The organism is Marseilla massiliensis, assembly GCF_023336985.1.
In the GTDB taxonomy this organism is placed as follows: Bacteria; Bacteroidota; Bacteroidia; order Bacteroidales; family Bacteroidaceae; genus Prevotella; species Prevotella intestinigallinarum.
Genome location: NZ_JAMBLP010000002.1, coordinates 170,034 through 184,637, shown reverse-complemented (window position 1 = coordinate 184,637; position 14,604 = coordinate 170,034). Strand labels below are relative to the sequence as shown.

13 protein-coding genes are annotated in these 14,604 nt (G+C 62.0%); 5 read left to right on the top strand and 8 right to left on the bottom strand.

The features are described 5' to 3' along the window. Positions 1 to 140: 140 nt before the first annotated feature. Positions 141 to 1,646 (top strand): succinate CoA transferase, encoded by a 1,506-nt coding sequence (locus M3089_RS02060; protein WP_205106972.1) that lies wholly within the window; start codon positions 141 to 143, stop codon positions 1,644 to 1,646. A gap of 602 nt (positions 1,647 to 2,248) precedes the next feature. On the opposite strand, the gene M3089_RS02055 is transcribed toward M3089_RS02060, so the two are convergent. Further along, complete coding sequence (locus M3089_RS02055; protein ID WP_249081470.1) at positions 2,249 to 3,367, bottom strand: glycosyltransferase family protein; 1,119 nt, start codon at positions 3,365 to 3,367, stop codon at positions 2,249 to 2,251. Between the two features lie 248 nt (positions 3,368 to 3,615). Between M3089_RS02055 and M3089_RS02050 the strand changes: the two genes are divergently transcribed. From M3089_RS02050 to M3089_RS02040, 3 genes are read left to right on the top strand one after another with little or no spacing between them, the layout of a single operon-like run. After that, the gene (locus M3089_RS02050) at positions 3,616 to 4,047 is read left to right on the top strand and encodes a secondary thiamine-phosphate synthase enzyme YjbQ (RefSeq protein WP_205106976.1); all 432 of its coding nucleotides are present in this window, start codon (positions 3,616 to 3,618) and stop codon (positions 4,045 to 4,047) included. After that, on the top strand, positions 4,040 to 4,948 hold the full coding sequence (locus M3089_RS02045; protein ID WP_249081469.1) for a DMT family transporter: 909 nt from the start codon (positions 4,040 to 4,042) through the stop codon (positions 4,946 to 4,948). The genes M3089_RS02050 and M3089_RS02045 overlap by 8 nt, the downstream gene beginning before the upstream one ends. 16 nt (positions 4,949 to 4,964) lie before the next feature. Beyond that, positions 4,965 to 5,501, top strand: a complete 537-nt coding sequence (locus M3089_RS02040; RefSeq protein WP_205106986.1) for an RNA methyltransferase — start codon at positions 4,965 to 4,967, stop codon at positions 5,499 to 5,501. Positions 5,502 to 5,639: 138 nt separating this feature from the next. Here M3089_RS02040 and rd read toward each other — a convergent pair whose 3' ends face one another. From rd to M3089_RS02025, 3 genes are all read right to left on the bottom strand, one after another. Next, positions 5,640 to 5,801 (bottom strand): rubredoxin, encoded by a 162-nt coding sequence (gene rd / locus M3089_RS02035; RefSeq protein ID WP_205106988.1) that lies wholly within the window; start codon positions 5,799 to 5,801, stop codon positions 5,640 to 5,642. Positions 5,802 to 5,840: 39 nt separating this feature from the next. Beyond that, the gene (locus M3089_RS02030; protein WP_249081468.1) at positions 5,841 to 6,926 is read right to left on the bottom strand and encodes a glycosyltransferase family 9 protein; all 1,086 of its coding nucleotides are present in this window, start codon (positions 6,924 to 6,926) and stop codon (positions 5,841 to 5,843) included. Between the two features lie 81 nt (positions 6,927 to 7,007). Continuing rightward, on the bottom strand, positions 7,008 to 7,616 hold the full coding sequence (locus tag M3089_RS02025) for a DUF4254 domain-containing protein (RefSeq protein WP_249081598.1): 609 nt from the start codon (positions 7,614 to 7,616) through the stop codon (positions 7,008 to 7,010). Between the two features lie 745 nt (positions 7,617 to 8,361). Between M3089_RS02025 and M3089_RS02020 the strand changes: the two genes are divergently transcribed. Next, entirely contained in the window at positions 8,362 to 9,363 is a 1,002-nt protein-coding gene (locus M3089_RS02020) for a 4-phosphoerythronate dehydrogenase (protein ID WP_249081596.1), read from the top strand. Between the two features lie 91 nt (positions 9,364 to 9,454). Here the strand turns inward: M3089_RS02020 and M3089_RS02015 are convergent, their stop codons facing one another. The 4 genes from M3089_RS02015 to trhA all read right to left on the bottom strand — a co-directional run bounded on the left by M3089_RS02015 (position 9,455) and on the right by trhA (position 14,311). After that, the gene (locus M3089_RS02015) at positions 9,455 to 11,056 is read right to left on the bottom strand and encodes an RluA family pseudouridine synthase (RefSeq protein ID WP_249081467.1); all 1,602 of its coding nucleotides are present in this window, start codon (positions 11,054 to 11,056) and stop codon (positions 9,455 to 9,457) included. Positions 11,057 to 11,122: 66 nt separating this feature from the next. Further along, positions 11,123 to 11,905, bottom strand: coding sequence for a ZIP family metal transporter (locus M3089_RS02010; protein WP_249081466.1), 783 nt, complete (start codon positions 11,903 to 11,905; stop codon positions 11,123 to 11,125). Next, positions 11,902 to 13,245 (bottom strand): C10 family peptidase, encoded by a 1,344-nt coding sequence (locus M3089_RS02005; protein ID WP_249081464.1) that lies wholly within the window; start codon positions 13,243 to 13,245, stop codon positions 11,902 to 11,904. The genes M3089_RS02010 and M3089_RS02005 overlap by 4 nt, the downstream gene beginning before the upstream one ends. Positions 13,246 to 13,663: 418 nt before the next feature. After that, on the bottom strand, positions 13,664 to 14,311 hold the full coding sequence (gene trhA, locus M3089_RS02000) for a PAQR family membrane homeostasis protein TrhA (RefSeq protein ID WP_249081463.1): 648 nt from the start codon (positions 14,309 to 14,311) through the stop codon (positions 13,664 to 13,666). Between the last annotated feature and the right edge of the window lie 293 nt (positions 14,312 to 14,604).

Below are 14,604 nucleotides of genomic sequence, written 5' to 3'. Positions count from 1 at the left end.
GGCTTGCGGCCTTCTGGCGGGCGGCAAAGCCCCGGCCAAAGCAAAATAGTGGCTTTTTTATTTTGCCTTCCCATTGATTTTCAGTAAATTTGCATCGTTTAGGCACTGACAAATACACAAACTCAAATACCTATCAAGATATGGCATATACACGACTGACTGCTGCCGAGGCCGCAGCATTGATTAAAAACGGAGAGAACATTGCGCTCAGCGGGTTTACACCTTCGGGTGCCGCCAAGGCCGTCACAAAGGAACTGGCAAAGATTGCCGTAGCCGAGCACGAGGCGGGGCGCGAGTTCAAGGTTGGCATATTCACCGGGGCGTCTACCGGTCAGAGCACCGACGGCGACCTGTCGAACGCCATGGCCATACGCTACCGTGCGCCCTACACCACCAACTCCGACTTCCGCCGCCATGTTAACGCGGGAGAGATTGCCTACAACGACATTCACCTGAGCCAGATGGCGCAGGAGCTGCGCTACGGGTTCATGGGTCAGGTGGACTGGGCCATACTCGAAGTGTGCGACATGGAGGAGGGGGCAGACACCTGCAAGGCCTACCTCACCTCGGCCGGGGGCATCAGTCCGACGGCGGCCAGGCTGGCAAAGCACGTCATCCTGGAGCATAACACGTTCCACAGCGTGGGCGCCAAGTACCTGCACGACGTCTATGAGCTGCAAGACCCGCCCCTGCGCCAGCCGATACCGCTGACGAAGGTGAGCGACAGGATAGGCAAGCCGTATGTCGAGATTGACGCCAGGAAGATTGTGGGAGTGGTGGAGTGCAACATACCCGACGAGGCAAGGGCCTTCAAGGGCGAAGACCCCGTGACCTCGCAGATAGGCCACAACGTGGCCGCATTCCTGATGCAAGACATGAAGAGGGGCATCATACCGCAGTCGTTCCTGCCGTTGCAGAGCGGGGTGGGCACTACGGCCAACGCCATACTTGCCGCCCTGAGCCACGACAAGAGCGTGCCCGACTTCAACATCTTCACCGAGGTGTTGCAGGACGCTGTGGTCGAGATGATGCTCGAGGGCAGGGTGAAGGACGCCTCGGCCTGCTCGCTCACCGTGACCAACGAGAGCCTGGCCCGCGTTTACGACAACATAGACTACTTCCGCCAGCACCTTACGCTGCGCCCGAGCGAGATTTCCAACTCGCCCGAGCTAATACGCCGCCTCGGGGTGATAGCCATCAACACCGCATTGGAGTGTGACATCTACGGCAACGCCAACTCTACGCACATCAGCGGCACCAAGATGATGAACGGCATTGGCGGCTCGGGCGACTTTGAGCGCAACGCCTACATAAGCATATTCACATGCCCGTCGGTGGCCAAGGACGGACTGATAAGCTCGATTGTGCCCATGGTGAGCCACCACGACCACTCGGAGCACGACGTCAACGTGATTGTGACGGAGCAGGGTGTGGCCGACCTGCGCGGCAAGAGCCCCATGGAGCGTGCCCACTGCATCATCGAGAACTGCGCGCATCCCGACTATCGCCCGCTGCTGCGCGACTACCTGAAGCTCGGGTGCGGCGGCCATACGCGCCACTGCCTCACGGCTGCCTTCGCCATGCACGACACGCTGGCCCGCAAGGGTGACATGAGGCTTACCGACTTTGCCGAATATGTGAAGTGACAATGGCACGGCCGGTGCATGGCCCGTGGCCCTTTGGAGGGGCTGCGGGGTGGCCGGCATGCGTAGGAAATGGCGGCAGGCTGTGGCGACGACCACGGCCTGCCGCTCTTTTTTGTGCCCTATGACCATGGTGCCCCCGTGCCCCGGCCTGTCGCCGGCGTACGGATGCCGTGGGGCAGAGGCATGGATGGAGCAGGATGAAGGCTTGCCGGCAGCAGGGGCTTACGCTTGCTTGATGCTTGCCGACAGCTTTTCCCACCTTTCCGGCATGTTGTTTTCCGCCCGGCCTCGGCGCGGCACGCCATGCATCAGGCCTCGGCGCAGGCCTGTTCCAGCGCCTGCACGACAGCATTGGTGGTAGTTATTGGAGGCATTTTTTGCAAAATGCCGCGGGGTTGGCCTTTGTTTGCATAACTCGTTGTGTGCCAAGTGGTTGGCAAAACGGCCCGTTTTGCAATGCAGAACGGGCCGTTTTGCCGGGCCGTATGGCCCATATTGAGTAGCCATACGGGCCGTTTGGCAATGCCGTGCGGCCGCAGGCGCCATCAGCCGCGGCCGTCGTGAAAAGGCAATGCCATGGCGAATGGCCAGGCGGAGGGCCGTCACTTGAACATGGTGCTTATCGAAAGCGGGTATACAGGCACCGTCTCGGCAGCCTTCTCCAGGCTGGGCACGATGTGGCCCGCGGCGCTGTCGGCCCATGCCTTGAAGCCTGCCGAGGGCTTGAACGTGGCGGCGAAGTCGGCCAGCCGGCCAAGGTCGAAGTCGTCGGCCACTATGCCCGCCCCGCATCGGCATGCGTCGTAGGCGTTGCAGTCTTGCTCTATGTGGGCCGGCACCATCATTATCGGCTTGCCCAGGTACATGGCCTCGCACACCGACTCAAACCCCGCCGTGGTGGCGTAGGCGCGGCACGAGGCGAGCGAACAGAGAAAGTCGTGGTCGTCGATGGCATGGAACTCGAGAGTGGAGTCAACCCGCGTCACGCGCCCGGCGCCCTTGCGGTCCCAGAAGAAGCGCAGCGGCACGCTCGGGTGCGACTTGTGCCACTCCTCAATGCTGCGCGCGAAGCCCGAGTTTACCATGTAGCCATGGATGTAGTTGCCACGCCTCGGTTTCATGGCCGCCACCTCGCGGCGCAGCAGCGGCGGCACCACGGCTATGCGCTGCGCCTCGTCGGCGGGCATGGGGCGGAACGACAGGGCCAACCGTTTTGTCGCCCCGAGGCTCGTCATGCGCGTGAACAGTCGCAGCAGGGCAAGGCTTGTGCGCCCGGCCCGCGGGAAGTTGAAGCCGCGGTGTAGGAACAGGTATTGGTGGCCGATGCTCACCTGCGGCACCGCGGGGCGGAAGAGGAAGTAAGTGATGCCCGTCAGCAGCTCGTAGAAATTGACCACCAGGTCAACGTCGCCGGCCTCGATGCGCTTGTGCAGCATCCACACGCTGCGGGCAAACTCAGCCACCCTCAGCACGTTGTAGGCCACGCTGCGCGGCAGGCTGCTCCGCTTGTTGGCCGGGGTGGGCAGGAAGTTGGGGCTGTCGAAGCGGCTCACCGGGGCTTTCATGCCCCTCGTGAAGAATGCGGGCAGCTCCCTGGCGCTGCTCTTTCCCACCAGGGCGCCAACCACCTCGTGGCCTTCGCGGCGCAGCAGGGCTTCCATCGTGAGGGCCTGCGTAAGGTGTCCGCGGCCCTCGCCCTGCACAATGAATAACACTCTCATATTCTTATAACGTTCAAAATGCCAATATATTATCTATGTCAAGGCGTGCCGGGCCACCGCCGGGCTACGTTGCGCCCGCTGTCCGTTGCGTCGGCGTAAAGTTACGGAGAATGTGTTAACCGTGCGTGTATTCTGTGTTAAAAAGGCGTTACGCGCCAAACATTATCCCATAATGCCCAAAAATCATTCAAACGTAGCATCGCCGTAACGCTTTTTTGACTAATTTTGCAGCCGCAAAACAAGAGACCATGACTGTAAGACAGACAGAAATCAAGCTCAGCCCCCGTCCGAGGGGCTTTCACCTCGTCACGCGCGAGGTCGTGGCACAGCTGCCGCCGCTGCCGCGGCAAGGCCTGCTCCACCTGTTTGTAAAGCACACCTCGTGCGGGCTTTGCGTCAATGAGAACGCCGACCCCGACGTGCGCCGTGACATGAGGGCCATCTTCGACAGGCTTGTGCCTGAGAACCGGCCCGAGTATACCCATACGCTCGAGGGCCCCGACGACATGCCCAGCCACGCCAAGGCCGTGATATCGGGCGTGAGCCTCACGCTGCCCGTCACCCGAGGCAGGCTCAACCTGGGAACGTGGCAGGGCATATACCTTTGCGAATACCGCGACTGCGGAGGCCCGCGCACGCTCGTGGCCACTGTCGTGGGGGAAGGGGGTGACGATGAATAGCTCTGTCAGGGGGGCTGCCTGCGGCGTGATAGCCGCCGTGGCCTATGGCACCAACCCGCTCTTCTCGCTCAACCTGTATGCCGCCGGCATGGATGTTGAGTCGGTGCTCTTCTACCGTTTCGCCTTCGCCGCGCTCGTTTTGGCCGCAGCCATGCTGCTCACGCGCCACAGCCTTGCCGTGAGCCGCCGCCAGCTGATGGCCCTCGTGCCGGCCGGGGTGGTGTTCGCCATGTCGTCGCAGACGCTCTACCAGAGCTTCCTTTACATGGATGCGGGCGTGGCTTGCTCCATCCTGTTCATCTATCCCATACTCGTGGCGGTCATCATGACGCTGTTCTTCCACGAGAGGGCGTCGCTGCTTACCTACGGGTGCATAGCGCTGGCCACCGCCGGCATAGCCATGCTGTACCAGGGCGACGGCTCCGGCGCGCTGAGCACCGTGGGACTGATGCTCGTGGTGGCCTCTTCGCTGTGCTACGCCCTGTATATCGTGGGTGTCGACCATTCCGTGTTGCGCACCGTTCCGTCGGCCCGCATGACGTTCTGGGTGCTCGCCTCGGGCGCCGCGGTGTTCTTCGCGCTCTCCGGCTTCGGCGCGCGCCTGCACCCGATAGGCGCCGACCCGGCCGTGGTTGCCAACGTTGTGGGCGTGGCCCTCGTGCCTACCATCATACCGATACTGTTCATCAACATTGCCATCAAAGACGTCGGACCCACATACAGCGCCATCATCGGCGCGCTTGAGCCTGTCACGGCGCTGGTAATAGGGGCTTCGGTGTTTGGCGAGCACGTCACCGGGCGCATAGCACTTGGCGCGCTTATGATACTGGTAGCCGTCACGCTGATTGTGGCGCGGCCGCTGCTGCACCGCCTGCCGCTTGGCGGAAGGTCGAATGTATGACGAAAATGGAGCCGTGATGAGAAAGTTACGTACTATAGAAATGGACAGGCTGACTGTCAGCGAGTTCAAGGATGCAGAAAAGATGCCGCTTGTCGTCGTGCTCGACGACGTGCGCTCGATGTACAACGTGGGCAGCGTCTTCCGCACGGGCGACGCCTTCCGCATCGAGGCCGTGTGCCTTTGCGGCATCAGCGCCACCCCTCCGAGCACCGAGATACACAAGACCGCCCTCGGCGCGGAAGACAGTGTGGAATGGCGTTATTACCGTTCGGCGTCAGAGGCCGTCGGCGATTTGCGCGCTGCGGGCTACGAGGTGTATGCCGTCGAGCAGGTGGTCGGCAGCACGAAGCTGCACCACTTCGCGCCCGAGGCGGGCCGCCGCTATGCCGTTGTGCTTGGCAATGAGGTGAAAGGTGTGCACCAGGAGGTGGTCGACCTGTGCGACGGGTGCCTTGAGATACCGCAGTTTGGCACTAAGCACTCTATGAACGTGTCGGTCACGGCTGGCATCATCATCTATCACTTCGCCCGCGGGCTGATGCTTTCCGACTGAGGCCGCCGCCCTGTGGGCGTCGTCCCGCCAAATGCCGTGGGCCGCGGTTATTGCCCATGCCGCCCCTTCGCCTATCAGCCGGGCGTTACAATAATGGCCGCGCAGCATCGTGCGCGGCCATCATCTTATAGCGTTGTGTCAGTCTTCGGGCTTGAAGTCGTCCTTGCCCACACCGCAGAGCGGGCACACCCAATCGTCGGGCAGGTCTTCAAACGCTGTTCCGGGGGCTATTCCGCTATCGGGATCGCCCTCTGCCGGGTCATATACATAACCGCAGGTCTCGCAAATGTACTTCTTCATAATTGTTGTTCTTTTAATTGATTGATATTTGGGTTTTGTTTATTCTCGTTCCCGCAAAGCCTTCTCCGAGGCCCTTGTCTTGGCCAGTACGAAAGCCATGCGTTCCACGATTTGTTCTGGTGGTATGTTCTTCATGCAGGCATAGTCGCCCCGCAGGCACGGCTTGTTGCCGTAGATGCTGCACGGCCTGCATGGCAGGTCTATCTGCACGGCGCGGTCGGCGGCCTGGTTCCAGCCCATGAATCCCGCTGCCGGGTGTGTGGCTCCCCATACGCTGACCACCGGTGTGCCCACTATTGAGGCCAGGTGCATGTTGGCGCTGTCCATGGAAAGCATCAGGTCGAGGTGGCTCATTAGTATAAGCTCCTGCTGCATGGCCTCGAGGTGGCGGCTGACATTGACGCACCGGGGCTCTTCGGCGCACCACTTGTCGAACGTGCGCTCCTCTTCCTGGCCGCGGCCGAACAGGAACAGCCTTGCCGAAGGGAACCGCCCGACCACCATGCCTATCACCTGGCGCATCAGGCGCTCCGGGTATACCTTGCCTTGGTGGGCTGCAAACGGCGCGATGCCTATCCACTGCTCGTAGTTTTTCTTCGGTCCGATGACGGCGGGCAGCAGGTTCAGGTTTCCGCCTTCTTCCGGGAAGATGGACCGGAAGCCCAGCGTGACCGGGTAGCCCAGCCGTGCCAGCGTGTCGGCGTAGTTCTTGAACGGCGTAGGCAGCTGCTCGAGGCGCTTGTGGTGCTGCGCGGTGAGCAGTTTGCGCAGCCTCCTGTGCTTGTCGATGTGGGCCACCCTGTATCCTTCGACGTTGAATCTCATGCGCAGGTATTCGGAGCGCAGCACGTCGTGGAAGTCGGCAATGGCCGTGAAGTTCTTCGCTGTCAGGCGCCGGTACAGGGCGTTGAGCCCCCTTATGCCGTGGTACTCGTGCTTCACGTCGGCCTCCATGAAGCTGACGTTGGGCGCCAGGTCTTCAAAGAAAGCCCTGGCGTAGCCTCTGCTGAGCACTGTTATGCGCACGTCGGGGTAGGCCTTGGCCAGCGAGTAGACCACGGGCACGGTCATGGCCACGTCGCCGAGCGATGAGAACCTCATTATGAGGATATGCTCTTTCTTCATTCCTCAGCTTGTTTTCTGCATCCCGTCATTTCCCCGGCTGCGGCCATCGGCAGGCGCGTTGGCGCCGCCTTGGTTGCCAGCTCAGCCTTTGTTGCCATATAGCACGGGGTTTGTGGTGGGGTCGTTGTACATCTTCATTTGGCGGTACACCTTCATGTACTTCCTGCCGGCCTCAATGTCTTCGAGCAGTTGGTCGATGGCGGTGGTGAGGTCTGAGCGCTGTTCCTCGAGCACGGCCAGCTTGGCTGCGCACCGTGAGCGGTGTTCGTCGGTGGCCTCGGGCCTTTTCGACTCCTCGCTCATGTGGTAAATCTTCAGTGCCAGTATCGAGAGCCTGTCCACGGCCCACGCCGGGCTCTCGGTGTTGAGGCGGGCGTCGGGCAGCGGCTTCACCTCGCTGTAGGTGTGGCGGAAGTGGCTGTCTATCTGCTCCACCAGGTCGGTGCGGTCTTGGTTGCTGCGGTCTATGCGGCGTTTCAGCGACAGCGCGTCGGTGGGATCGATGTGTGGGTCGCGTATTATGTCCTCCAGGTGCCATTGCACCGTGTCTATCCAGCACTTCGTATACAGGCTGTGGTCTATCGAGTCACGCTTGTATGGGTTCTGGATGGGCGTATCTACGTTGTCCGTCAGGTGGTAGTCGGCCACGACTTTGTCGAAGATTGCGTTGCAGTGTTCTGCGAATGACATTTCTTTCATCTTTGTTGTTTGTGCCCGCTTCGGCTTGCCTTGGCGGGCGTATTTATTTGCAAATCTAAACAAACTTTTTTAATCGCCCAACTATATTGAAGAGTTTTTCACTTCATTCCAATCTTTTTATATATATTTTGCGTGTTTTCTGCCATCTTTTTTGTTGTTTGCCGGCCTTGCGCGGCGGTTGTTTCTCGCTGTGGCTGCGGCTTGCCCTTGTGCCGGTTGAGTTTTTCCGGAAATGTTAAACATGTAGAAATATCATTACAAGTGTGTGCGTGGGAATGGTGTTTCCGGCGGCCGTACTGCCTGTTGCGGCAAATGCGCCATTCTCGAAGCTGCTGCCGTAAACCGTTGAGCTGCTGTGGTTTGCCCCTTGCCTTTGGCATCCTGTGCTTGGCCATGGGCGGTGTTGCCTGGCTTTTTCGTTGTAAAAAGGGTGATAAATGTGGGTTATCTACCACTTCTGCGAGCCTCGCCACGATGCATTACGGCCTTTATTGCAAGGCCGAACGGGCCGTTTGGTGTTGTGGCGGGGGCCGTTTGGCGTCGGGGCGCGTGTGTTTTCGCGATTCCGCATGCCCCTTTTTCGTCTTGCCGCACCTGGAACACGGCATGCTGAAATGTTAAATTTCCGCATTATATCTTTACAGTATGCCGGGCCGCCACTGTTGCCGTGCCGTAGCCATTGTGCCGCGAAGGTTTTGCCGGTTGGCTTTTTTTGTGTACTTTTGCCACCATGGACATAAAGATAGTTATAGACGACAAGATTCCCTACATACGCGAAGCGGTGGCCAAGCTCACCCCTCGTGTTGTTTACAAGCGCGGTGCCGACATCACCGCCGCCGACGTTAGAGACGCCGACGCGCTCATTGTGCGCACCCGCACGCTCTGCGACGAGCGGCTGCTCGCCGGCAGCCGGGTGAGGTTTGTGGCCACGGCCACCATCGGTTTCGACCATATCGACACGGAATACATGCGGCGCGCCGGCATCAGCTGGACCAACTGCCCCGGTTGCAACGCCTCTTCTGTGGCCCAGTATGTGCGCTCCTCGTTGCTGCTGCTGCGCCGCGACTGCGGCCTTGAGCCCTCAGGTGCCACCCTGGGCGTGGTGGGTTGCGGCCACGTGGGGCGGCTGGTATGTGGCGTCGGGCGCGAGCTGGGCATGCGGGTGCTTGTGTGCGACCCCCCGGTGGGCGCCCCGGGATATGTGGGCATGGACGTCATAGAGCGTGAGGCCGACGTCATCACGTTCCACGTGCCGCTCACCGACGGAGGCCCGTGCCCCACGCTCCACCTGGCCGACGCCGCTTTCTTCGGCCGCCTGGCCCGAAGGCCGTTCCTGGTAAACACGAGCCGCGGGGCGGTGGTAGACAACGCGGCGCTGAAAGAGGCGCTCAGGGAGGGCCGGGTGCGCCAGGCTGTCATCGACACTTGGGAGAACGAGCCTGGCATCGACCCGGAACTGCTGTCGCAGGTGTACATAGGCACGCCCCACATTGCGGGGTATTCGGCCGACGGTAAGGTGAATGCCGACAACATGGCCATTGATGCGCTGTGCCGTTTCTTCGGCCTGCCCAACCCAGGGCGCATCCATCCGCCGCGGTTGCCGGCCGGTTTTGTGTATGATGGCGACCCCTTGCAGCTCTACAACCCGCTCGACGACAGCGACAGGCTGAAGCGCAGGCCCGACCTTTTCGAGCATCTGAGGGGCAACTATCCGCTGCGCCGCGAGAGTGTTGAGTAAAAACTGTTGCATGACAGAGGTGTCGGGGGGTCGGCTCGGGCTTGCAATTGGAGCCCGGGCCGTTGTTTGTGCGAGTGTCTTGGCGTAAGCCTCAGAAGGGCGCTTCGCTCCTGAAGCTCATCGCCTGGCCTGTGGCCGGGTGGCAGAACTCAATGCTTTCGGCGTGCAGGCATAGCCTTTCGGCGCGCTGTCCGTACAGGGCGTCGCCCACGATTGGGGCGTTGAGCCCGTCGGGATGGGCGCAGTGCACCCTCAGCTGGTGCGTCCGGCCCGTCAGGGGGTGCAGCTCGAGGCGCACCCTGCCGTCGCGTTCGGCCATCACCCTGTAGTATGTCACGGCCTCGCGCCCTTGCTGCCGGTCGACCACCTGGCGCGGTCGGTCGAGCGGGTCGGGCCGCAGCGGCAGGCTGATGCGGCCCTCAGGCGGGCTTATGTGGGGCGCGTCTACCAGCGCGATGTATCGTTTCTTTACGCTCCGGCCCTCAAACTGCCGTTGCAGCAGCCTCAGGTCGCCCGGGCTCTTGGCCACCACGAGCAGCCCCGAGGTGTCCATGTCGAGGCGGTGGGCCACCAGCGGCTCTGCGCCGTCGCCCCATTTCATCCGCAACACGTCGGCCACCGAGCGTCGCCCCGTGCGCCCCGGCACCGAGAGCATGCCCGCCGGCTTGTCGACCACGGCTATGTGGCCGTCTTCATATATCGTCTGCAGCCTTCCGCCGTCGTCGCCTTCCAGCGGGTCGGGGTCTACGTCGAGGCCTTGCAGCATGTGTTTCAGTATGGGCAGGCACTTGCCCCGGCACGCCGGGTAGTAGTTGAGGTGGCGCCTTACCTCGGCCCTTGGCGACTCGCCCCACCAGAACTCGGCCATGCATAGCGGCCTGAGCGCGTGGCTGTAGGCGTATTGCAGCAGCTTGGGGGCGCAGCACTCGCCGGCCCCCGAGGGCGGGGCGCCGCCCGTCTCGGCAGCGAATATGTCGTTGAGGTCGCGTTGCTGCCCGAGCGCGTTGAGCATCCTGAACTGCGAGAATATCCATGCCTGCAGCTCGTCTGACATCTGCCGCCGCCTGGCCTTTAGCTCCTCGGCCTCGCGGCAGGCCTCTGCCACGTCACCGGCGGCCTCGGCCATGAGGGCGGCGTGGCGTTTTTTCATCCGCCGCAGTTCGGCTTTCATGTGCTGGCTCTGGCGCCGCAGGCTCTCCTCGTCGGCCCCGCCGGCCCTGAGCTCGTCGCGCCGGCGCTTCGCTTCGGCCATGCAGAGCCTGTAGCCGGCCTCTTCGGCCTCGCACTTGCGGCGCAGGTGGTCGAGCCGCTCGGCCGCCCCGGCTCTGTCGGCCCCGGCTTCCAGTTGCGCTATCCTGTGGTTTATGTCGGTTATCTCGGCCTCGCGCGTCTTGAAATGCCCGCCCGGGCAGAGTATGTCGAACACCGCCGGGACGAAGAAAGGCCAGTCGTTGCGCCCGCCTAACTGCCCTGAGTAGGCAGCCAGGTAGCCCAGCGTGCCGTCTGGTGCGGCTGCCACGAGCACCCCGAACATCTTTCCGTGTCCGGCCTCTTCGCGCCACTCGGAGGCCTGCGCAATGTGCCTCTGCACCTCGTCGGCGGCCATCAGGCACAGCGGGTGGGGCTCATAGCACATCGGGTAGGTGAACCTTGGTGGCGGAGCTATGTCGGTATGTAGTGTGTGAAAGCGCATGTCGGTGTGTTTTCGGCGCGGGGCGTCGGGCCTTTGGCGGCCCTGCCGCTGTTTGCGCCGTATTGTTTATCCCAATACAACGTCGAGCGTCATCATGAGCACAAAGCCGAGCGCGAACCCCACCGTGCTCATGTTGCTGTGCTCTCCGGTGCTTGCCTCGGGTATGAGTTCCTCGATTACCACATAGAGCATGGCTCCGGCGGCAAACGCCAGCAGGTATGGCATGGCCGGGGTGAGCCATGCCGTGAGCAGTATGACGGCCAGTCCGCCCAGCGGTTCTACAGCCCCGCTGAGGCTGCCTATGACGAATGAGCGCCAGCGGCTGTTGCCGGCGGCACGCATGGGCATGGATATGATGGCTCCCTCGGGCACGTTTTGTATGGCTATGCCCACCGACATGGCCAGCGCCCCGGCCGTGCTTATGCCCACATGGCCCTCGGCCGCCCCGGCCAGCACTGCCCCGACGGCCATGCCTTCGGGCAGGTTGTGGATGGTGACGGCAAGCATGAGCATTGCCGTGCGCGACAGCCGTGAGTGGGGCCCTTCGGGTTTGGACGTGCCGAGGTGCAGGTGGGGCGTGATGTAGTCGATGAGAAGCAGGAACGCCATGCCCGAAAGGAAGCCGACGACGGCCGGCACTATCTGCGGCGCGGAGTTGGTGTCGCTGTTGAATTCGAGCGCAGGTATGAGCAGCGACCACACCGATGCGGCCACCATCACCCCCGATGCGAATCCCAGCAGCGCCTTTTGCACTATGGCGTTCATCTCGTGTCGCATGAAGAACACGAACGCCGAGCCTACCACCGTGCCCATGAATGGCACGAGAAGACCTAATGTTATTCCGTTCATAATCTGTTGATTTTAGTTACGGCCGTGCCTTTCAGGGCATCGCGGCCAATGTTGTGAAGTGCCTTCGGGGCCGTCAGCGTGTGCAGGTTCTTTGAGTATGCAAACGCCCCGGGGCCAACCGACGTCACCGAGCGGGGCAGGTGGAGCTCGGTGAGGCTTGTGCACGAGTTGAACGCGCTTGCCCCTATCGCCCTGAGCGATGCCGGCAGGGTCACGTCTATGAGGTTGAAGCAGCCGTAGAACGCCCCCCGCTTTATCTCGCCCACCATGGCCGGTATGTCAATACGGTTGAGGTTGGGGCACGAGGCGAAGGCGTAGCGGCTTATCTCGGGCAGCGTGAGCGGCAGGGCAACGTAGGTTAGGTTGGCGCAGCCGCAGAAAGCCGAGTCGGGCATGGTCAGTATCACGGCCCGGCTCAGGTCGATGGTGGCCAGCACGCCGCCCCTGCGGCCTTTCGGCCCACCGCCGGCGAGTGTCCTCATCAGGCGTATGTCGGCCCCGTTGATTGCCCCCGCCACCCTCAGGTGCCTCAGTGTGAGCCTGTCGGCGGGGCCTATGTGGGCGGCCAGCGTGCCGGGTCGGCGGAGCGTGATGGTGCGCGTGGCCGGGCGGTATGGCTCGGGTGCCACGTCGACCACCATGCGCTGGTTGAGCCGGTAGCCCCCCAGCGTGTCGGGGTCGTAGTATCCGTTGAGCTTCCCGCCCCATCCCCAGTTGACGTGGACGGCAGAGTCGCGGCATCCGTCGATGATGAACACGTGGGCGTCGTGGCTGTTGCGCTCGGCCCTGATGACCACCGGGCGCCCGGCCTTGAGCTCGCCGAACATCAGCCGTTTCCACTCCTGCAGCCCCTCGGCGCCGGCATAGTCGGCCTTGTCGGTTATGTGCATGTAGCGGCTGTAGCCGAAATACTTTTTCAGCCCGGCCACCACGCCGTTTATCTTGGTGGCGCTGGCGCTCTGGGTGTAGACGGTGCCCGCCGCCGTGCCGCAGTCGACGATGAGCTGCGCCACGGCGTCTTGCTGCCCGGTAGGCGTAGAGTCGGTTGCCGCGGCCGGCATGTCGGCCCAGTCGTAGGCCGTGCCTATCAGCCGGCTGCGCTGCGGGTAGGAGTAGCGGCGCATCACCTGGGCCATCACCAGGGGCCCGCATCCGGCGGGCGAGTGGCGCACTATGGTGTCAACCTGCTCCCACGGGCACAGCTTGTTGTAAGGGTGCTCCTGCCCCCACGACGTGTGCAGCAGCGGCTTCACTTCACTCGGGAACACAAATGCGCCCTGTGCCATGGCCTGCAGGGCAAGCAGCACGGTGAGCGCGGTCACGAATAAAATGCGTTTCATGGGCGCAAAGGTAGGGATTTTAATCAAGAAAGAAGCACAAAGGGCCAAGAAAATATGTCCGCTTTGATGGCAATTGGCCGCCTTAGTGCGAAAAGACGGCTGTTGGCACCGCCGCCCTGCACTCGGCGCAGATGCCGGCCGCGGGCCTGCATGCCAGCGGCAGCGCCTGTCCGGGGCTGCGAATAAAGTTTACACTTGTGCCCTTTGTGGCGGCGGCAGTGTGGCTATGCGCTGCCAAACGGGCCGTTTGGCCCTGCCGTTCGGCCCGTATCGCCGCGCCGTTCGGGCCGTTTTGCAACTCTGTTCGGGCTGTTTTGCAACGCTCTGCCAACCAGGTTGTTGCGCTACGGGATGGCGGTGGTAACGCTTTCTTACAGAAATAGGCCGCCGGCCAGTGGCGCTCCGGCTGCTTCCATTGCTACAGATGGCTGAACATCTGGGCCAGGGCCATGAGGTGGCAGAGCGTTCCGGCGAGCACGAAAAAGTGGAACACGCTGTGCATGTAGCGCCGCTTGTTGAGCGAGTAGAAGGCCGCCCCGCTGACATACATCACCCCTTCGGCCACTATCCACGCAATGGTGGCGCCGCACGTGCATGCCGACAGCGGGCCGAAGGCCGTCAGCACCGACAGCCCCATGCCCACGAAGCACAGCGTCTCGGTGTTGCTGTGCTCACGGAGGTTGACAAACGTGGCCGCCGTGCCGGCCGCCGCGCACAGCCACACAAACGCAAACAGCCCCCAGCCCCAGCCGCCCGCCTCGCGCAGGGCCACCAGGGTGATGGGCGAGTAGCTCCCGGCTATGTGCCAGTAGATGGCGGCGTGGTCCACGCGCCGCAGCCGTTCGCGCATGGGATGGCGGCGAGGGGTGGCGTGGTAGGCCGTCGATGCGGCATACGACGCCGTGGCCCCGAGGGCGTAGAGCCCCAGGCCCAAAGCCGACCACGGGCTGTCGGACGGGCCGTAGGCTGCCAGCAGAGCCGCGCTGGCCGCCATGACGATGGCCATGCCGGCTGCGTGCGACCATACGTTGAGTCGCTCTTCGGTGCGTGTATACCTTATTGCCATGCTATGTTGCAGTGTTGCCTGTTGTCGCTCCGGGGCTGTTGACAGAGCCAAAGAGTGGTGCAAAAGTAACAAATAGCCCTGTTAACGGTTGCTTCCTTGGGTTAATTTAGCTTAATTATATGTATAATAACGTTATAATATGATTATTTTGTCTTACCTTTGGAAAACGCAATCTGTGTCGGCGGGCATTGCTTCAAGGTTTGCTTGCGCGCGGTTTGCATTGCCGTTAAACCAAGGAAAGAGACAGGGAAAAATAGTTTCAGGTTAAAGTTAGGGTCACGAAAAAGTTACAA